Annotated in this window: 15 protein-coding genes, 3 tRNA genes, 2 rRNA genes and 1 pseudogene; 2 read left to right on the plus strand and 19 right to left on the minus strand. The window is 50.9% G+C overall.

The window, feature by feature from the left end; all coding sequences use genetic code 11:
* The first annotated feature begins 22 nt into the window (after positions 1-22).
* Positions 23-1,142 (plus strand): annotated as a pseudogene (locus A7E48_RS04035) (FAD-binding protein).
* 369 nt (positions 1,143-1,511) lie between these two features.
* On the opposite strand, the gene A7E48_RS04040 reads toward A7E48_RS04035, so the two are convergent.
* Positions 1,512-2,150, minus strand: coding sequence for a rhomboid family intramembrane serine protease (locus A7E48_RS04040; RefSeq protein ID WP_233125975.1), 639 nt, complete (start codon positions 2,148-2,150; stop codon positions 1,512-1,514).
* Between the two features lie 242 nt (positions 2,151-2,392).
* A complete protein-coding gene (locus A7E48_RS04045; RefSeq protein ID WP_068169861.1) occupies positions 2,393-2,920 on the minus strand; it encodes a peptidylprolyl isomerase in 528 nt (175 codons plus the stop codon).
* A gap of 257 nt (positions 2,921-3,177) precedes the next feature.
* Between A7E48_RS04045 and A7E48_RS04050 the strand changes: the two genes are divergently transcribed.
* Positions 3,178-4,188: a hypothetical protein gene (locus tag A7E48_RS04050; protein WP_068169864.1), complete on the plus strand. Its 1,011-nt coding sequence runs from the start codon at positions 3,178-3,180 to the stop codon at positions 4,186-4,188.
* Positions 4,189-4,267: 79 nt separating this feature from the next.
* Here A7E48_RS04050 and A7E48_RS04055 read toward each other — a convergent pair whose 3' ends face one another.
* The 17 genes from A7E48_RS04055 to dnaN form a co-directional block, all read right to left on the minus strand.
* On the minus strand, positions 4,268-5,356 hold the full coding sequence (locus A7E48_RS04055) for a hypothetical protein (RefSeq protein ID WP_068169867.1): 1,089 nt from the start codon (positions 5,354-5,356) through the stop codon (positions 4,268-4,270).
* A gap of 4 nt (positions 5,357-5,360) precedes the next feature.
* Positions 5,361-6,455 carry a hypothetical protein gene (locus A7E48_RS04060; RefSeq protein WP_068169869.1) on the minus strand — a complete coding sequence of 365 codons (1,095 nt, stop codon included), beginning with the start codon at positions 6,453-6,455 and terminating at the stop codon, positions 5,361-5,363.
* A 523-nt stretch (positions 6,456-6,978) separates the two neighbouring features.
* A 5S ribosomal RNA gene (gene rrf, locus A7E48_RS04065) occupies positions 6,979-7,095 on the minus strand.
* Positions 7,096-7,098: 3 nt separating this feature from the next.
* Positions 7,099-7,171: transfer RNA gene (locus A7E48_RS04070), tRNA-Ala, on the minus strand.
* A 159-nt stretch (positions 7,172-7,330) separates the two neighbouring features.
* Positions 7,331-7,762, minus strand: a complete 432-nt coding sequence (locus A7E48_RS04075) for a DUF3349 domain-containing protein (protein ID WP_068169873.1) — start codon at positions 7,760-7,762, stop codon at positions 7,331-7,333.
* 42 nt (positions 7,763-7,804) lie between these two features.
* On the minus strand, positions 7,805-8,104 hold the full coding sequence (locus tag A7E48_RS04080; protein ID WP_068169876.1) for a hypothetical protein: 300 nt from the start codon (positions 8,102-8,104) through the stop codon (positions 7,805-7,807).
* A complete protein-coding gene (locus tag A7E48_RS04085) occupies positions 8,104-9,300 on the minus strand; it encodes an inorganic phosphate transporter (protein ID WP_068169879.1) in 1,197 nt (398 codons plus the stop codon). Before A7E48_RS04085 ends, A7E48_RS04080 begins: the two co-directional genes overlap by 1 nt.
* 357 nt (positions 9,301-9,657) lie before the next feature.
* Positions 9,658-9,774 (minus strand): 5S ribosomal RNA (gene rrf, locus A7E48_RS04090).
* Positions 9,775-9,777: 3 nt separating this feature from the next.
* Positions 9,778-9,850: transfer RNA gene (locus A7E48_RS04095), tRNA-Ala, on the minus strand.
* 22 nt (positions 9,851-9,872) lie between these two features.
* Positions 9,873-9,989, minus strand: a complete 117-nt coding sequence (locus A7E48_RS11330) for a DLW-39 family protein (protein WP_222114705.1) — start codon at positions 9,987-9,989, stop codon at positions 9,873-9,875.
* Positions 9,990-10,012: 23 nt separating this feature from the next.
* Positions 10,013-10,086, minus strand: a tRNA-Ile gene (locus A7E48_RS04100).
* A gap of 112 nt (positions 10,087-10,198) precedes the next feature.
* Positions 10,199-10,696, minus strand: coding sequence for a DUF3566 domain-containing protein (locus tag A7E48_RS04105; protein WP_068169882.1), 498 nt, complete (start codon positions 10,694-10,696; stop codon positions 10,199-10,201).
* Positions 10,696-13,359, minus strand: coding sequence for a DNA gyrase subunit A (gene gyrA, locus A7E48_RS04110; protein WP_068169883.1), 2,664 nt, complete (start codon positions 13,357-13,359; stop codon positions 10,696-10,698). Before gyrA ends, A7E48_RS04105 begins: the two co-directional genes overlap by 1 nt.
* A gap of 80 nt (positions 13,360-13,439) precedes the next feature.
* Positions 13,440-15,470, minus strand: coding sequence for a DNA topoisomerase (ATP-hydrolyzing) subunit B (gyrB, locus tag A7E48_RS04115; RefSeq protein ID WP_068169886.1), 2,031 nt, complete (start codon positions 15,468-15,470; stop codon positions 13,440-13,442).
* Positions 15,471-15,845: 375 nt separating this feature from the next.
* Positions 15,846-16,448 carry a DUF721 domain-containing protein gene (locus A7E48_RS04120; RefSeq protein ID WP_068169888.1) on the minus strand — a complete coding sequence of 201 codons (603 nt, stop codon included), beginning with the start codon at positions 16,446-16,448 and terminating at the stop codon, positions 15,846-15,848.
* Positions 16,449-16,450: 2 nt separating this feature from the next.
* On the minus strand, positions 16,451-17,620 hold the full coding sequence (gene recF, locus A7E48_RS04125; protein ID WP_068169890.1) for a DNA replication/repair protein RecF: 1,170 nt from the start codon (positions 17,618-17,620) through the stop codon (positions 16,451-16,453).
* A gap of 18 nt (positions 17,621-17,638) precedes the next feature.
* Positions 17,639-18,763: a DNA polymerase III subunit beta gene (gene dnaN, locus A7E48_RS04130; protein ID WP_068169893.1), complete on the minus strand. Its 1,125-nt coding sequence runs from the start codon at positions 18,761-18,763 to the stop codon at positions 17,639-17,641.
* Between the last annotated feature and the right edge of the window lie 428 nt (positions 18,764-19,191).

A 19,191-nucleotide genomic window follows, 5' to 3' on the forward strand; every position in this document is an offset into this window, starting at 1 on the left:
ACTTTCAAACAAAAGGAACACCATGCACGCGGATGCGATTATCGTTGGTGCCGGACTCTCCGGCCTGGTTGCGGCCAATGAGCTGATTTCAGCCGGCAAAAAGGTCATAATCATCGACCAAGAAAACGAGAAGAACCTGGGCGGCCAGGCATTCTGGTCGTTCGGTGGCATGTTCTTGGTGGACTCCCCCATGCAGCGTCGCCTAGGTGTTAAAGACTTCTTCGAGCTAGCCTGGCAGGACTGACAGGGCTCAGCAGGTTGGGATCGCCTCGACGGCGAACTCCCTGAGGATGCCTGGGCGCAGCGTTGGGGACGCGCCTACGTTGAATTTGCAGCGGGCGAGAAGCTGTCATGGTTGCAGGGGCAGGGTGTGAAGTTCACGCCCGTCGTAGGCTGGGCAGAGCGCGGCGGCGTATCCACACTAGAACACGGAAACTCGGTTCCACGCTTCCACGTTCCGTGGGGCACCGGTACTGGTGTCTCCGAGCCCTTCGCCCACAAAGTGCGGGCAGCCGCGCCCGAGGGTAAAGCAATCCTGAAATTCCGCCATCGCGTGGATGAACTCGTGATCACCGACGGACGCGTGACGGGCGTCCGTTGCAGACCCGACTGGGTGGTGGCGCGCCCGGTCCAGTTGAGGACTTCAAAACCCACGGTGAAGACTTCATTGTTACTAACACCCTTGAAGAGTTGGGGCGCGGCATGAACGAGCTGACCAGTGATAATCTGCTGAACTTTGAAGGCATCGAGCGTCAGGTACGCGCCCGCGACCACGAAATCACCAACCTATATTCCAAGGATGTTCAGGTCATGAGCATCCGCAACAGCCGCCGATACATTGGCGACAAGCTGGTGCGTGTGGCAAAGCCCCCACAAGCTTCTTGACCCCAGACACGGTCCGCTTATTGCCGTTCGGCTCTGGACGGCCACCCGCAAAAACCCTAGGTGGTATTCAGACCAACCTCGACGCGCAGGCATTTGCTACCACCGGCAACCTCCTTGAGGGTCTTTATGCCGTGGGGGAGGCTGCGGGCTTCGGCGGCGGGGTCGCGCACGGCTATAACACGCTTGAAGGCACCTTCTTAGGCCAGTGCGTCTTTACCGGACGAACGGCAGGCAGGGCAATCGCGCGTGTCCTGTAGATTAAAGCATAAAGACGGGGTTTCAACGTTCATGAACGTTGAAACCCTGCCTTTTATTTACTTTACGTAGAGGTTTAATTCCTATTCCAGGTCTCTTGAAAATCTCTGATGGGTGGGGATGAGGGAATGAGATGACTCGCGTGAGCGAGTAAAAATTTTTGAAACTACAAGAACTCCACACCCTGTTCTTTGCAGTTATCCACAGGTGGGGATAAAACTGGGGATATTGCTTACATGCGTGTAATTACGCGAAACTTAAAGCGCCGATTTTCAGTATCCACAGCCTGTTAACAACTATGGAATTACAGAGCTGTAGTTATTAACAGCTGTGGATAAGGTCTGTGGAAATTGTAATTTAGTGGCTTATTTTTACCGTCGCAGCGGCGTCCGGGAGTTGCCACCTAGTTGTTGCAGTATTAGCGTCAAGATGGCGCCGGTTGCCAATCCACCTAGGTGCGCTTGCCAGGAAATTCCCGGCATGATGAACCCGAACACCATGTTGATAGCTATCAATGTCAGAATGGGTGTGGCATTAGCTCCTCTCATGCGAGTAAGCACAAAAAACGCGCCAAATAGACCAAAGATAGCGCCCGATGCACCCACCGTATTTACGTTCAAATCTCCAGTGAGTGCACCCCATATCCACACACCCAACGATCCGCCCACAATAGAGAGCACATATACCAGTAGGTATTTCCAGCGCCCCATCATGGGTTCTATCGCGCGACCAAACAGCCAGAGAGAGAACATATTCAGCAGCAGGTGCGTCGGTGAACTTTGAGCATGAAGAAAACCCGACGTCAGCACGCGCCACCACTCGCCCGTCATCTCCACATAGAGCGGGTTAAAGAGAAAATGAATGAGCATCCAGCGACCAGGAATGAATTGCTGCAAAAGATAGGCAAGAATGTTGAGCCCAATTAGCACAAAAGTTACCAGCGGCGCCGTCGTTGGGCCACTTCTCACCTTGTTTTGACGGCGGTGCTCGTCTCTGCAGTCCACGCACATCAATCCCACTTCTAGCGGAACCTGGCATTCTGTGCAGGTGGGTCGGCCACATCGTCCGCATCGGGTGTATGTCACTCGGTCAGGGTGGCGCGGGCATGTAGTAACCTGCGGTGATTCTTCAAAATGGTGTTCAGTCACTGATTTACCTATCTCAGGGGTACTGTTCCAACGGCTGAGGTATATAAAAGGCTCGCTCGGAAAATCCGAGCGAGCCTTCGGTATCTCTTCAGATGGTGAAGGGCTTAGAGCTCTTCAATATCGATGGAGGAAATAACGACATCTTCAACAGGGCGATCCATAGCACCGGTTGCTACGCCTTCAATAGCGTCTACAACCTTCTTGGAGTCTTCGCCTACTACCTCACCGAAGATGGTGTGGCGGCCGTTGAGCCAAGGGGTTTCAACAGTGGTGATGAAGAACTGTGAACCATTGGTGCCGGGGCCTGCGTTTGCCATAGCGAGCAGGTAGGGCTTGTTGAAGGAGAGTTCAGGGTGAATCTCGTCCTTGAACTGGTAGCCAGGACCGCCGATACCCTGGCCGAGGGGGTCGCCACCCTGAATCATGAAATCACGGATAATACGGTGGAAGACGACGTCCTTGTACAAGGGACCTTCCTGTACTTCACCGGTGCGGGGGTGACGCCATTCCTGTGAACCATCGGCTAGACCAATGAAGTTCTTTACGGTCACGGGAGCGTGGTTACCAAAGAGGTCTACCACGATGTCGCCGTGATTGGTGTGAATAGTTGCCTTTGCAGTTGCGTTAGTCATATCTTCATCTTCGCACGATAGAGCGGTTCAAATCTAGAAGAAGTAGGTCTTTAGCACTCAGCGAAAGCTCTATGTCCCCTGAAGTTCTTTGAGGAAAAGAAGTCTCTGACTACCACCACTATTTTACGGCGAGAGAAACCTGAGATTTTTGAGGAGATACACAGAAAAAATCCCACCAGAGTTAGTAAGCTGTATGATGAATACATTACACCTGTGCTCTTCCGAGCAGAGTATTTGTATCCTGAAGGAGGAAAATCATGGCATGCTGCAAGAAAGCAAAAGCCCAGAAGAAAGCTTCTAAGGCTTTCGGTAAAGCCCAGAAGAACACTAACAAGAAGGCTCAGCACTTCACCAAGGTAGCTAACAAGCAGGCTGCTGTTGCTGGCAAGAAGTTTGAAGATTTTCAGAACACTGTAACCGATCGCGTACACGAAGGTATCGAGAAGGCTACTCCTGTTCTTGAAGACGCCGCTTCAAAGGCACGCGTTAAGGCAGGCGTACTTGCTGCTGTTGCTGCAGATAAACTCAACGATGTTGAGGTTCCCGAGCAGGCTCAGACTCTCGCCGCTAAGGCTGGTTACAGCAAGCGTGACCTCAAGAAGGCTCGTAAGAACGCTGTAAAGTCTGCTAACGCATTCGCTAAGCAGCAGAAGAAGGCTGGCAAGAAGTCCAACAAGGGTCTTCTACTGACCGGTCTTGTTGTTGCTGCTGGTTCTGCAGGTTACGCAGCTTACAAGGCTTCACGTCCTGTTGAAGATCCTTGGAAGACTCCTGTTAAGCCCGCAACTGAGACCAAGACCGTTTCTCCGGTTACCTCTCAGACTGCGACTGAAACCAAGTCTGCTAATGCAGCTGCACCTGTAACTCCTAAGACTGTAGCGGAGACCAAGCCTGCAACCGAAACCAAGGCTCCTGCTGCAACTCCTAAGCCTGCAACTGCACCTAAGGTTGTTACTGAGTCCAAGGCATCAGCTCCTAAGAACACCAGCGGCGCGGCTCATGCAGCACCCAAGAAGTCTGCTGATCCTGATTCAGATACTTCACGTCGCGAAGCTGAGAAGAAAGCTGCTAATCCTGCGGCTACTACTCGTGAAAAGTCTTCTGAAGAGATCGTTGCTCAAACCAGCAAGGCACCTGTAGGTAAGGCTAACAATGCTGCACCTGCTACCAAGGCTGCTCAGAACTCTTCATACACCAACAACAAGGAGACCACTTCCTCCAAGTTGAATGAAGAAGGCGTAGAAGCTAAGGATCCTAAGAAGAAGTAATTTTTCTGAAGTCTAGTTCTTGATTGAACGTAGAAGTTCCGCCCCTCGTTGGAGGGGCGGAACTTTTTTATGTCTCAGGTTATTTTTCGATATGAATCAGCGGATCGGGGTGAACTAAGGAGTTCTCCACTTTTTGAGCGGTGAGGTTGAAGGTCAACGGCCCCTCAACTTGATTGCTGTATTTCTTAGCAACGGGTGTTGTTTCCTGAATGAGGTTTTCTCTGCGTTCGGTGAAATCGTTTTCGCTAAATTCATTGGTGTAGGAATTTGGTTCAAGAGTGATGTTTAGGTTGCTAGGCGAATTGCTGGTACCGCTGGATGTTATTTCTAGGCGATGGACGCCGCCTGGCCACTCGTGGTTTCCGACATCTTCGATTGCGCTAAAGGTTCTGTCGATATCACTTGCAGAGATACCGATAACCACCCTATAGGGGTTGTCTTTGACGTTAGTAGAAATAAAAGAATGTTTAATGACGGCGTTTCTCAGCCCATCGGGAGTGGAGATGTTTTTTAAAGATCCCAAAAATGTGCGAGCTTGTTCAACGGTCGTTGCTACAGGAGGAGATATTTCACCGTCGTAACCCTGTTGTACAAAGATTTCTAGCTGACCATTCTCATCAATCACCGCGTGCTGAACCGAGGAATTTTGCATCAGAGAGAGCATATCTTGCCACCCCCGCTCGGTGAGCCCTGGCAAGGAACTCTCCCCAGATGAGTCGCTGGTTTCACGTGAAACATTGTTGGAAGAAGACGCCTGACTCGATGTAGGAATAGAGACCTCTAGCTCTTTCCCTCCCTCAAACGTGAGATAGAAAGAACTCACCTTGTCTGAATCCACCAAATCGCTCATACTTTGCCCAAATTCAGCAGGGTCAGCATGAGCTTGCTTATTCACCTTCGCAAATATCAGTCCACGCCCCTCTGAGCCACTTTCAGCGTGCTCATTATCGAGAAATTTATTTTCTCCCAGGACAGCTTCTGCCTCAGCACCCGAAGTTTTATAGCTCTCTTCCCAAGCTTTATTTTCATCTCGATACCGATCAAACATGTTGTAGACCAGGAAACCTAAAGTACCGAGAATAACCGCGATAACTAGACCGATGATTCCCAGAATCCCCAGCACGGTTTTGAGCACCGTTGGGGCCTTTGAACGTTGTGGATAATTCATAGTTCTATTTCCCCTCATAGATAGCGGCAGGCGGAGTCTTCTGATCAGCTGACTTGACCGCTACTTTTAGTTGAATTTGGGGAATTATTTTCTGAACTTTCTTTTCTAGTTCCTGGTACTGGTCCTGGCTATATTTTTGAGAGTCAGTCTGGGGGTTGAGCTGAATTAGTATTTGAGGTTTCCCCTGTTCTTCGCCGGTAAAATAGACTGCCGCCAGATCTGGAGCAAAAACAGACGCGTGAACATCGTTCACCATCGAAGAGGTTTTCGTTGCCAAGTTCGCAGGAAAATCACTATAAACAACCGATATAAGATGATTTCTTTCTACTTCAACCATATAAGTTACGCTCACCGCCACTGCTGAAAGCTGAGACACTTCAGCTAAGTGAGCAGCTTTTCCCAGTTCATTCTCTGCCCTATCTCGATACAGCAGAGAATCGGCTCCCCCTATTTTCACTACCGTATGGTCAGTGGCGCCAACTTCGATGGAATACTCGGCCGGATGAGCAGTATATAGGTTCTCAAGAAGCACCTGCCAAGTCTGGGCGGAGAGGTTCTGTGCAGCATGGGTATCCACAGAGATATAAGAACCGGTATCCGTAAATATCTGAAGAGTATCCACACCTGGCTGCTGCGCGGCGTCCTTAATATCCGACATCGAATCTTCTAGGTGCTGAATACCTGTTCCTGAAAGCTGAATAGCGAGACTAGGTCGCCCATCTGCAGTCCCTCGGCGGTCATATTCTGAATAAATTACCTGAGAAAAATTCTTACTCTGCGCAGTGGGGGTAGCCAAGGCAGAGGGGGTAGCCGATGATTCAGCAACAGAACTGCTACTACTTGCTATTGCCCCACTCCCCCGCTGGGAGATATCAGTGGAAGAGCCGCGCATCAGTAAATTTACGAAGACGCCGAATCCCACCATCAGCAGCAGGAGAAACGCACAGATAGACCCCAGGACGATTGCGATGATACGCCCGGTAGATAAGCCCGGTTTAGACGGCGCCTGAGGCGGGTAAGACTGTGAGGACGGCAAGGTCTGCCTGTACGGGTATTGCCGGTTTTCAGGCGGCTGAAGAGGGCGCTGTGAGCTGCTCATGGTTACCTCGATGTATCTGGACGGCACTACGTGAGCCGTGGAATACTGGCGAGTCTACATAAATCCAGCTTTCAAAAAGTTTTATGACTTCCCTGCCTGTGGATAACTATAAATTGGGGTAGGCACACAGGATATTTCATAAAATATTCCTCAAAGATAGGAGTTATAAACCTATGATTTCTTCCCTTCCCCTGCGAAAAATTCAAGGGTTAGAGCCTGCTCCCCCGTACTCATGGCCGTTAGAGGTGCCCTTCTTTTGGAAATTGGTGAATGGGGTATTCGCCCCACCGAATATGAAGAGCTCGAATCAGTAGCTCTATGGCGTTCTTTCCTGCAAGCTCCTGAACAGTTTATGCGTCACTTTTGAAGGTTCTTCATAAAATTCATATCTGTCTATGCTCCAGGAGCGAGAATATAAAGTTTGGTGAGAGCGCCCCTCATTTCTTCGCTCAGCACCGGAAAAGAGAGTTAAACAAAAAGAAGAGGTTCCAATCAAAAGACTGGAACCTCTTCAAAAAAAGTAGTTCGGCGATAACCTACTCTCCCACACCGTCCCCAGTGCAGTACCATCGGCCCTAGGAGGCTTAGCTTCCGGGTTCGGGATGGAGCCGGGCGTTTCCCTCTAGGTATAATCACCGAAACGTGGAGGCGAGGGGACTCGAACCCCTAACCCCCTGCTTGCAAAGCAGGTGCGCTACCAATTGCGCCACGCCCCCGTGCGGTAGTTATTACTTTACAGGAAGATTTTCTGAAGATGCAAATCAACAACAAATGACGTGCAACACAAGGCAGGTAAATTCACCGTAAACTTCGCCATGCACTATGGGGAGCCACTTTCACAGTGACTCCCCTTGATACTTCATCACAGAAAACCTTTAGTTCTCCAGCCCCGGCACCTTTGCAGCTACAGCTTCTGCAATCTTCAACTCTTCTGGAGTGGGATCGTCATAATGAACAAACCCTTCAGTATCACTCTCAGACACAGAATCTTCCGGTCCAAAATGTTCTTCAGAAATCAATAGTCCATGTGCCCCCAAAATGCGAGCTACTCTATCGATTTCCTGCGGACCCGGCACATCATCCACTACTTTTCGGATGTATTCGTTAATTCGCTCATCACTCACATACTCTTCTCCACGAGCTGCGCGCGTGGCCATCAGTCTACGAATTACTTCCTCTAGCTGCTGATCATTCAAACGATGGCGCAGTACAGCCATCACAGCGGCACGGTCCTGAGGAGGAACATCCTCAGGATACCCAACGCTCAACCAGTCGATCACCCGATTCACGACATTTCTTTGAGGCATCCCGAAACTCCTTTGCATGGGACCTACATGAATAAGAAAATCCTATTTATTATCCGCCAAGCCAAACAGGTTGAAACCGAAGGTATGGTACATAAAGTCTTTCGCGACCCACAACACCGCAATAATGATGACTACAACGATTATCGCAAAAATAACGTAGGCAAGCGCTTTCATTACGCCAGAGGGGCCCTCAGTTTCAATGAGACGGCCGTCCGCAGTGTACTCAGTGGTTCCAGCTAGAAAACGCATACCCACTGCGTAAAGAGCAGGCAAACCTGCTCCAAATAACAGCCCTGCTAAAACCACAGAAATAACTTTTTCGCTTAGCTCAGGAAAACTCATTACGCACCGACCTTGGATGATTTGATGGAACCGGCATCCTGGGAACCATTATCTTCCCAATCAGCATTCACATTTGAGGAGTCAACGGGTGCTCGACGGGAGTGCAGGTACATCCATGCGCAGAAGCCTACGAGGATGAGGAACACTACTAACTCGCCTAGCCAACCACTACCGGTCAATACATTGATGTAGTGACCAATAAACCAGGTAGATGCACCAATCGCGCCGGCAGCTGGCAGAGTAATCAGCCAAGCTACTACCATGCGTCCGGCAATACCCCAGCGAACTTCAGCGCCCTTGCGCCCCAGTCCAGAACCCAAGATAGATCCGGTTGCCACGTGAGTGGTGGAAAGTGCCATACCGAAGTGCGACGACGTCAAAATAATTGCTGCCGAAGAACCTTCAGCTGCCATACCCTGGGGAGTATCAATCTCTACCAAACCTTTGCCGAGGGTGCGGATAATACGCCAGCCACCCCAGTAGGTACCCAAAGCAATAGCCAGGGCACACGATGCTTTAACCCAGAACGGAATATCGGCAGAGGGGTCAATTTCACCCGCAGCAAGCAGAGCCAAGAAAATAACGCCCATAGTCTTCTGAGCATCATTAGTACCGTGAGCCAAAGAAACAAGCGATGCTGTGCAAACCTGGCCCCAGCGGAATCCAGAAGTCTTCTTTGCATCGGAAACAGGGCTTGAAATACGGTAAATCAGCCAGGTGCCCACCGTTGAAACCAAACCGGCAACAAACGGCGCCATCACAGCGGGAATAACTACCTTCGACATAACTCCTGACCATTGGACACCCGAAGTACCCAATGCCGCCATAGCTGCACCAATCAAACCACCAAACAAGGCGTGCGAGGAGCTAGAAGGTAGACCCAACAACCAGGTCAAGACGTTCCATAAGATACCGCCTACTAGTCCGGTGAAGACAATGAGCATAAGCCCCGAATTGTCATGAGAGACGGCGTCAAGATTGACGATGCCTTTACCGACAGTTTTAGCCACTTCAACAGAAAGAAACGCACCTACGAGATTGAGAACCGCAGAAAGCGTTACCGCAACCTTCGGTTTGAGCGCACCGGTTGCAATCGAGGTTGCCATGGCATTGCCGGTGTCATGGAAACCGTTAGTGAAGTCAAAAGCTAGTGCGGTAAGCACCACAATGATCAGAATGATGAGTTCAGTAGTCACCTATTGATTATCTGCCCGGATAACTCTAGATGAAAATAAGACGTCGACTCGGTAACAAGTAGGTGTCGATACTGGTTTTGTTGGTTATTTTCCCATAAACCCACATCTTCAACATTCCTTTAATTGTGAAATGCCTTGAAAATCAGGGAAACGACCGTCTGAAAAGGTGTGGTTTCATGACCGTTTAAGTCCCCTACCGCGCTAAACCCACATAAGTAAACCGGGGGTTCAAAATGCGTTTACTTTAAGTTCATTTTAATGGGGATAAGATGCGCATCACACTTTATATGCAACCAATAGGGCTTAAAGAAAAAGAAGAGGTTCCAATCAAAAGACTGGAACCTCTTCAAAAAAGTAGTTCGGCGATAACCTACTCTCCCACACCGTCCCCAGTGCAGTACCATCGGCCCTAGGAGGCTTAGCTTCCGGGTTCGGGATGGAGCCGGGCGTTTCCCTCTAGGTATAATCACCGAAACGTGGAGGCGAGGGGACTCGAACCCCTAACCCCCTGCTTGCAAAGCAGGTGCGCTACCAATTGCGCCACGCCCCCTCGGTGGGAACTCTATTGAGTTTTAGATTGAATCCGTAGATTCATTCCAGGAAGTCTTATTTTCCTGATTTTCCTTCACTTTACGAGCCGCAATTAAACTTGCCGCAGTAGCCATAACTACTACAAAAATCTTTTTCATTGAGACTCCTTGAAGAAAGGAAGTGGGCGTACCAGGATTTGAACCTGGGACCTCTACATTATCAGTGTAGCGCTCTAACCAACTGAGCTATACGCCCTCACTTGCCCCTTGGGACGAAATAAAACTTTACACGAGCTTATAGAACTTTCCAAATCTACATTCGGTGTTCCGTCTCACATTCTATTTCGCCCCGCAGGCAAGAGACAACTTTAGTCGTCTGTCAAGGTCAGACCAATTCCGCCCACCAGCTTGGCTGCAATATTGTACAGCATTGCGCAAATTACGCTCAGCAACGTAAAGAGAATAACGTTCACGACAGCCAAAATAGTGGTGTACAAAGCAACCTGCCCCAGAGAAAGAACCTGGGAAATATCAATGTGATTACCCGTGGTACCCAGCATCGTCAGCATGTCATTTATGCCATCAAAAGCACCAGTAGCCTGCAAAACAAGCCACAGCACCACCGAAGTAACCACGATAACAATGCCAACCGCTACTGACAGCAGAAACATCAGTTTGGCAACTGACCAGGTATCAACCTTGGCAACAACCAGACGAGCGCGACGAATCTTTGACCGAGGCGCCGGACGCACCAACGGCTTATTGCGGTTCGCTGCTGAGCGAGTGCCCGCGCGTCCATTCTGGGGGCGAGTAGCGGGGCGTCTTTTAGCTCCCGACTGCGCGCCATTTGATGCTGATACGCTCACTAGTTACCTCCATGTGCGTTGGAATCAGACAATTCTAATCCCTCAGAGCTTTGCTCGTGTTGACCGTCTTCTAACGGTACTTCATTATCCGCTGCTCCGTTGGATTCAGCGGTGTTTCCCTCATCAGCGGCGACAGCTTCCTCAAGATTGCGCTCCTGATTATGAGCTACACCCACGATGTAATCATTCTTGGCAGGTTTAGCAAAAATAACGCCCATGGTATCGCGACCCTTAGCAGGAACTTCATTCACAGCGGTGCGAACGACCTTCCCCTGCTGCATCACAACCAAAACTTCGTCGTCCTCTTCAACAACCAGACCGCCGACGAGATCGCCGCGTTCTTCCGCCAATTTGGCTACCTTGATACCCAGACCACCGCGACCCTGCTGGCGGTATTCTTCCACCTTGGTGCGCTTAGCGTAGCCACCTTCAGTCACAATGAAGACGTAAGAATCATCGGTCACCACGTTCATAGAGAGCAGTTCATCACCCTCACGGAACTTCATACCGGTCACACCGGAAGTCGCACGACCCATCGGGCGTAGAGCCTCATCGGTGGCGGTAAACCGTAGCGACTGACCCTTACGCGAAATCAGCATAAGGTCATCTTCTGCCGAAGCTAAACGAGCAGAAACCAGCTCGTCATCATCGCGCAGGTTAATAGCAATGACACCGGCGGTACGGTTGGTGTCGTAATCGGTCAGGCGAGTTTTCTTCACCAGACCTCTCTTCGTAGCCAAAATCAGGTAAGGAGCATCTTCATAGCTGGTGAGCTCCATGACCTTCGCAATGGTTTCATCGGGCTGGAATGCCAACAGGTTAGCTACATGCTGTCCCTTCGCATCACGTCCAGCTTCAATGAGCTCATATGCCTTGGTTCGATAGACCCGACCAAGATTTGTGAAGAAGAGAATCCAGTTGTGGGTGCTGGTCACGAAGAAATGTTCTACGACGTCGTCGCCACGAAGAGAAGCACCCTTAATGCCCTTACCGCCTCGATGCTGCGCGCGGTACTGATCAGAACGAGTACGCTTCACATATCCGCCGCGAGTAATGGTGACAACCATTTCCTCGTTAGGAATGAGGTCTTCCATGGACATATCGCCGTCATAGCCCATCAGAATCTTCGATCGACGATCGTCGCCATAGCGGTGAACGATATCGGCAAGTTCCTCAGAAACAATCTGACGCTGGCGTTCCTCAGAAGCAATAATCTCGTTGTACTCAGCGATCAGGCGCATCAGTTCGTCGTGGCGATCCTGAATCTTCTGACGCTCCAGAGCAGCCAAGCGGCGCAACTGCATGTTCAGAATTGCCTGAGCCTGAGCCTCATCAATATCCAAAAGCTCCATCAAACCGCTGCGTGCCTCATCAGCAGTGGGGGAGCGGCGGATCAAGGCAATAACCTCATCCAAAGCATCCAGAGCCTTCAGCAGACCCAGCAAAATATGTGCTTCGTCCTCAGCCTGACGCAGACGGTACTTAGTACGGCGCACAATCACTTCGAGCTGATGGTTGACCCAGTGGCGGATAAACGCATCGAGCGACAGCGTGCGGGGCACACCATCAACAATCGCCAGCATGTTTGCAGAGAAATTCTCCTGCAACTGAGTGTGCTTGTAGAGGTTATTCAAAACCACCTTGGGCACGGCGTCGCGCTTGAGCACAATCACCAAACGCTGACCGGTACGGCCCGAAGTCTCATCGCGAAGATCAGCAATACCTGAAACCTTGCCGTCCTTGACTAGGTCAGCAATCTTAATCGCCAGGTTATCGGGATTCGCCATATAAGGAAGTTCCGTAACGACCAAGCAGGTGCGTCCCTGAATTTCTTCAACATTGACGACGGCGCGCATGGTGATAGAACCACGGCCAGTACGGTAGGCATCCTCGATGCCCTTGCGCCCCAGAATGGTTGCGCCGCCGGGGAAGTCAGGGCCTTTAATACGCTCAAGAAGAGCCTCTAAAAGCTCTGCATTTGAAGCTTCAGGGTTCTTCAGGAACCACTCCACACCGTCGGCGACTTCCCGCAGGTTATGGGGAGGGATGTTGGTTGCCATACCCACAGCAATACCCGAGGATCCGTTCACCAGCAGGTTAGGAATACGAGCTGGAAGAACAGTGGGTTCCTGGTTCTTGCCGTCATAATTATCCTGGAAATCCACGGTGTCTTCGTGGATATCGCGCACCATTTCCAGTGCCAGCGGAGCCATCTTGGTTTCGGTATAACGAGGAGCCGCAGCGCCGTCGTTACCGGGCGAGCCAAAGTTACCCTGACCCAGCGCGAGAGGGTAGCGCATAACCCAAGGCTGAATCAGACGGACGAGCGTATCGTAAATCGCCGAGTCGCCGTGAGGGTGGTACTGACCCATCACTTCACCCACCACGCGAGCGCACTTATTGAAAGAACGCTCGGGGCGGTAACCGCCGTCGTACATCGCATAAATAACGCGGCGGTGAACAGGCTTCAGACCATCTCGCACGTCGGGTAACGCGCGTCCGATAATAACTGCCATTGCGTAATCGAGATAGGAGCGTTCCATCTCCGCACGCAAATCAACACGGTTGATGCGACCGTGAATACCGACTGCCTGTTCGACATCGTTGCCTACTACTTCGCCCTCGTGGGGCTCTGTGGAATCGTTCTGAGTTTCATCGCTCATGAGAAGTTTCCATTTCTGTGAGGTTCCTTGATAAATATTCCTTGAGCGTTATATAACGCTTTTGATATAGGTAAAAAGCCCTAAATATCAAGGAATCGAGTATCTTTGGCGTTCTGCTGGATAAAAGCGCGGCGAGACTCGACGTCCTCACCCATCAGCACAGAGAAGACCTGGTCTGCAGCCGCAGCGTCATCCATGGTCACCTGCAACAGCGTGCGCGTTTCGGGGTTCATGGTGGTATCCCACAGCTCGGTGTAATCCATCTCGCCCAACCCTTTGTAGCGCTGAATACCGTTGTCTTTAGGAATACGCCAGCCGTTAGCCTGACCACGAGCCAAAGCCTCATCACGCTCTGCATCGGAGAACACATAATCGTGTGGAGCATTGGACCACTTGATGCGATACAACGGTGGCTGAGCCAGATAGACATAGCCAGCTTCAATCAGCGGACGCATAAAGCGGAAGAGCAAGGTGAGCAAGAGCGTGGTGATGTGCTGACCGTCGACATCCGCATCCGCCATCAGTACGACCTTGTGGTACCGTGCTTTTTCGATATCGAAATCGTCTCCGATACCCGAACCAAACGCCGTAATCATTGACTGAATTTCTTGGTTAGATAGCGCACGGTCAAGGCGAGCACGCTCTACGTTCAGAATCTTGCCGCGCAGCGGAAGAATTGCTTGCGTATTGGGATCGCGCCCCTGAACCGCAGAACCACCTGCGGAGTCACCCTCCACCATATAGATTTCAGAGATTGAAGGATCTTTAGAGGAGCAGTCTTTGAGCTTGCCCGGCATTGAGCCGGTTTCTAGCAATCCCTTACGGCGAGTGGTCTCGCGAGCCTTACGAGCTGCCAGACGAGCCGACGCAGCGGTAATAGCGCGGCGGACAATTTCTTTAGCAACTTGAGGATTACGCCCGAACCAGTCCGCCATATGATCGCTCATAATGCGCTGAACAAATGCTTTAGCTTCTGAGTTACCCAGCTTGGTCTTGGTCTGACCTTCAAACTGAGGTTCAGAAAGCTTGACCGAGATAACGGCGGTGAGACCTTCACGGACGTCTTCACCGGTGAGGTTATCGTCCTTATCGCGTAGCAACTTATTTTCACGAGCATACCGGTTAACCAGCGAAGTCAACGCGGTGCGGAAGCCTTCTTCGTGCGTACCACCTTCATGGGTGTTGATGGTATTGGCGTAGGTGTGCACGGATTCTTTGTAGGCGGTAGTCCACTGCAGGGCTACTTCCAAGCTCATCATGCGATCGGTGTCTTCTTCTTCGAACGCAATAATTTCTTCGTTGATAACATCCAGCTTTTTGGAGCTGTTGATGAAGTGAACGTAGTCGAGCAAACCATGCTCATACATGTAGGTAACGGTTTTGAAGCCCTCTGGATCTGCACCGACCGTATTGAGTTCTAGAACCTTGTTCTCGTTTTCGTCTCCAGCAACTTCGTCGCCTTCGTGCTGATCGCGACGATCAGTCAAAGAAATCGTCAAGCCTTTGTTCAGAAACGCCATCTGCTGGAAACGTGCACGCAGGGTTTCAAAGTCAAAGTCAATGGTTTCAAAGATGTCTGCATCTGGCCAGAAAGTTTGAGTGGTTCCGGTTTCTTCGGTGGCATTGCCCTGGGATAGGGGCTTGAGAGTGTGTCCACCGTTAGCAAAAGTGATGTTCCATTCGAAGCCCTGACGGCGTACCTGAGTTTCTACGCGAGTTGAAAGCGCGTTTACTACGGAGATACCCACGCCGTGCAGACCACCAGAGACCGCATAACCCCCGCCGCCGAATTTACCGCCCGCGTGCAAGATAGTCATAACAACTTCAACGGTGGGTTTGTGTTCGGTGGGGTGCTCATCCACGGGAATACCACGGCCGTTATCGCTGACTCGAACTGCGCCGTCTTCGAGGATAGTGACCTCAATATGATCTGCGTAGCCAGCTAGCGCCTCATCAACAGAGTTATCAACTACCTCATAGACGAGGTGGTGAAGGCCGCGTTCATTGGTAGAACCAATGTACATACCTGGACGCTTACGAACAGCTTCCAGACCCTCGAGAACCGTAATATCGGCGGCGCCGTATTCGTGAGGTGTTTCTTCAGTTGCCACTTGTTTAGGCTCCTTGCATAAGATCTCACGCTCATCCACGCTGGGCAACACGCTATGGGCAGGCATATTTGGCCTGCATTATCTTCGAAACAAGAAAATCCTTGTTCACAAGAAAACTTGACGTGCGCATTTTGACCAGGGGAAAGCGCATTTCATTCACCCCTAATTCTACCGGAAAACACCCCTCACGGGGTGCAGTTAAGCCCTCTCAAAGCAGTTATTCGAGGGGTTAACCGCATTGAGAAGGCTTTTGAGGGCATTTTTAGCGCTTGAAGGTGTGTGCATGTAGGTAAACCCTTTTCCTCTATCTATGAGCGGAGAAAGAAAAATAGCCGTTTCATCTTTTTGAACCAACGCCGTCGAGCCTTCATTGACTTATCCGTAGGTATCACGCGGTCCACGACCATAAGGCGCCACAAATTTTCCTTTTTTCCAACTCGGTGTGTGCGGACCGTGAACCACAATTTTTTGTACTACGCCGTCGCCCAGCTCCCGGCTCAAGGTCTGCAAAATTTCCCCGCGCATCAATTTCACCTGCGTTGCCCAGGCGGTTGTCGAGCAACGCACGGTTACCACGCCGTCCTGAAACCCTTCTGGTTTCACATGATCTGCGAAGTAAGATCCCATCAGGTCGTCCCACCGCGAAAGTACCGAGGAAACCGCTACAGGTTCTTTCCACCCGCGAGCGCTAATCATCGTCTCCATGATGGAGGTCAATTCCTTAGGGTCGCGCACCGATTTTCCTGGGCCTGTGTATCCGCCGAGAGTGCGCGGGTCAAAGCTGTTATTTCGAAACTGCCGAGGTTTTTTCTCTCCGGGCTCTGCAGACATAGTGGCACCGAAATTTTTGAGAATTTTTTGAGCGGCATGCCCGGTCAGGCGTCCTTCTCCGCGGTCGGCTGCGGCAACGCGGAGACGACTCAGAAGCGCTGCGGGGGCATCAATTTCGTCATCAAATCGGTGGGGATCAACGGGCATTTTTATGCCTCCTGTTCCACACGTGCAATTCCTGGGCTCACATGCACAATGGTGGGGTTTTCACCCAGCTCTTCTGGGATGTCCGTGGCAACTGCACAGGTGACTAGAACCTGCTCAGCTCCGGCAACGATTGCTCCTAAACGATGCCGACGCGCGGAATCTAGTTCTGCAAAGACGTCGTCCAAAATCAGGATGGGGGAGGCGCCGGGGGAGTCATCATCTGCTCTGTGGACGTACCAGGACCCTAGCCGCAGTGCCAGTGCAAGGGACCAGGTCTCACCGTGGGAGGCAAATCCGCGAGCTTGGATGCCACCGAGTTCGAGTACTATTTCATCGCGGTGAGGCCCCACGAGGGTCACGCCACGGTCTAATTCTTCAGATTGTTTTTCTGCAAATCCCCGTAAGAGAGTCTCCTGTAAATCGTTGACGCTCATCAGTGCTGCTTGCTGCAACGTAGTGGAAGAAATCACGGGAAATATTGTGGATTCATAGCTGACGGTCACGTTCTTAGATCCATCGGTCAGTTCGTTGTAGGCACGCTGAATTTGGGGGAGAACCACCGCTAATACCCGTAAGCGGGCCTGCAGAAGATGAGCGCCCGTAGTAGCGAGCTGCTCATTCCAGATACGCAATGTGTTCAGCGCGGATTCGTCGGTTTTTCCCCGGCGCATTGACTTCAACAATGTATTCCGCTGACGCAATATGCGCTCATAATCACTACGATATGCGGCTACCGACGGACGTAAAGAAACCGCTAAATCATCCAAAAAACGACGACGGTAGGCAGGTTCACCTTTGATAAGTTGCAAGTCCTCGGGGGAGAACAAAACGGTTGAAACAATGCCTAACGCTTCCCGTGCACGCACGGGAGATGCTCGATTGATGCGCACCCGATTACTCTTACCGGGGGCTATCTCAAATTCGGTAATAGTCTGCTGTGAGGCACGAACCACTCGGGTACGGATAAAGGCACGTGGTGCCCCCACACGCACCAACGGAGAATCATTGCTTACCCGGTGAGACCCAAGATTAGCCGTGTAATCAATAGCTTCAACGATGTTGGTTTTTCCCACACCATTTGAACCTAAGAAGATAGTTACGCCCGGGTTAAGCGGCAGATTCAGCAGAGGGTACGTGCGAAAATCCATCAACGAGATGTGATCGATATACACGCAGACCTTTCGAAATTATTACTGGTTGGGAAGGCGTACCGGCATCAGCAGGTAGCGGTATTCCTTGAGATCTTCTTCAAGAGGATCTTTTTGACCGGAGATAACCGCAGGCTTGGGCGGGGTAGTGAAGGAGAATCGCACAAAGTCAGTACCGAAGGTGTTCAATCCTTCGGAAAGGTAAGTGGGGTTGAACGCTACGGTGATGTCGTCGCCTTCAAGTTGCGCCGAAAGAGTCTCGGATGCTTGAGCGTCTTCGCCAGTCCCGGCGTCCAACGTTACCTGCCCTTGCGTGAATGCCAAACGGACAGGTGTATTGCGTTCTGCTACCAAAGAGACGCGGCGAACTGCCTCTAGAAGATCAGAGGTTCGAACGACGGCGTGAATAGGGGTGGTATCGGGGAACAATGCGCGAATCTTGGGGTACTCGCCGTCTACCAGCAAGCTAGTAGTGCGTCGATTTGCAGATTCGAAGCCTACGAGTTCGTGAGTATCTGAAAGCGCAATATCTAGTTCTCCCGAGCCGCCTAGAGTTTTAGCAACTTCGGTGATGGTTTTAGCTTTGATGAGTGCTGCGGTTGAAATCTCTGCATCTGCAGGATTCCAGGTGAGCTCTCGCATAGCGAGGCGGTAGCGGTCAGTGGCAAGAAGGGTAATGGTGTCTCCTTCAATTTCCATTCGAACGCCAGTCAAGATGGGCAGGGTGTCATCTTTAGATGCCGCTACTGCGACCTGAGATACTGCCCGGGCAAATTCTGAGCCTTCCACGGTTCCTGAGACCTGCGGCAATCCAGGGAGCTCAGGATAATCCGAAACCGGCATAGTAGCGAGGTTGAACTGCGCTGAACCGCAGGAGAGATGCAGCTTTGACTCGTTGGTTTCAACGGTGACGTCTGCTTTGGGTAGGGAGCGGCAAATCTCTGAAAGCAGACGACCTGAAACCAAGGTGGTTCCTTCTTCATCAATATCTGCAGGGATGTGCAACTTTGCTGAAGTTTCGTAGTCAAAGCTAGCGATAGTAACTTCGCCGTTCTCTGCCTTAATGAGAAGGCCGGAAAGAACAGGCACTGGAGGTCTGGGTGAAAGTGATCGTGCAGTCCAACCAACTGCGTCAGTGAGTGCGTCGCGATCGATAGTGAATTTCACCGGGACTCCTAAAAGAAAAATAGTGGCCCTACTTTGGGCATAACTCAGAGTGCAAGTCTACCGGAAGAGGTAGGGCGGTTCTACGAATCCTTGTAATTTCACAAAGTTCTCCGACCCTAAAAGTCGCCCTCGACTTTAACTATCTGTAATTACAAGAAGAGGCAACTAGTGCTTTAAGAAAACTAGAAATTTTGTAATTACAGAGCCTGGCGCAAATCAGGGTGGGGAGGGGCAAGGAATTTGTTATTTGGTTTCTTTTTTCTTTAAGTATCGTAGTGTTAATAACGCATGTGGATTCTGTGGAAAAGCGTCTGAGACCGCTAAAAATCACGGATTTTCCCTGTTGATAGGATGTGGATAAATCACAACAATCCTGTGAGCCTTAAGTGGATGAATATTTATACAAATCGAGCTCTCCACACTTTCTG

Source organism: Rothia sp. ND6WE1A (genome assembly GCF_001683935.1).
Lineage (GTDB): Bacteria > Actinomycetota > Actinomycetes > Actinomycetales > Micrococcaceae > Rothia > Rothia amarae.

Coding starts and splice junctions, on each gene's coding strand:
- A7E48_RS04120 (WP_068169888.1), bottom strand. CDS start 16,448: ATGCCCGTTGATCCCCACCGATTTGATGACGAAATTGATGCCCCCGCA.
- A7E48_RS04080 (WP_068169876.1), bottom strand. CDS start 8,104: ATGAGTTTTCCTGAGCTAAGCGAAAAAGTTATTTCTGTGGTTTTAGCA.
- A7E48_RS04055 (WP_068169867.1), bottom strand. CDS start 5,356: ATGAATTATCCACAACGTTCAAAGGCCCCAACGGTGCTCAAAACCGTG.
- A7E48_RS04075 (WP_068169873.1), bottom strand. CDS start 7,762: ATGCCTCAAAGAAATGTCGTGAATCGGGTGATCGACTGGTTGAGCGTT.
- gyrA (WP_068169883.1), bottom strand. CDS start 13,359: ATGAGCGATGAAACTCAGAACGATTCCACAGAGCCCCACGAGGGCGAA.
- A7E48_RS04045 (WP_068169861.1), bottom strand. CDS start 2,920: ATGACTAACGCAACTGCAAAGGCAACTATTCACACCAATCACGGCGAC.
- A7E48_RS04040 (WP_233125975.1), bottom strand. CDS start 2,150: ATGTGCGTGGACTGCAGAGACGAGCACCGCCGTCAAAACAAGGTGAGA.
- A7E48_RS04060 (WP_068169869.1), bottom strand. CDS start 6,455: ATGAGCAGCTCACAGCGCCCTCTTCAGCCGCCTGAAAACCGGCAATAC.
- A7E48_RS11330 (WP_222114705.1), bottom strand. CDS start 9,989: ATGAAAAAGATTTTTGTAGTAGTTATGGCTACTGCGGCAAGTTTAATT.
- A7E48_RS04050 (WP_068169864.1), top strand. CDS start 3,178: ATGGCATGCTGCAAGAAAGCAAAAGCCCAGAAGAAAGCTTCTAAGGCT.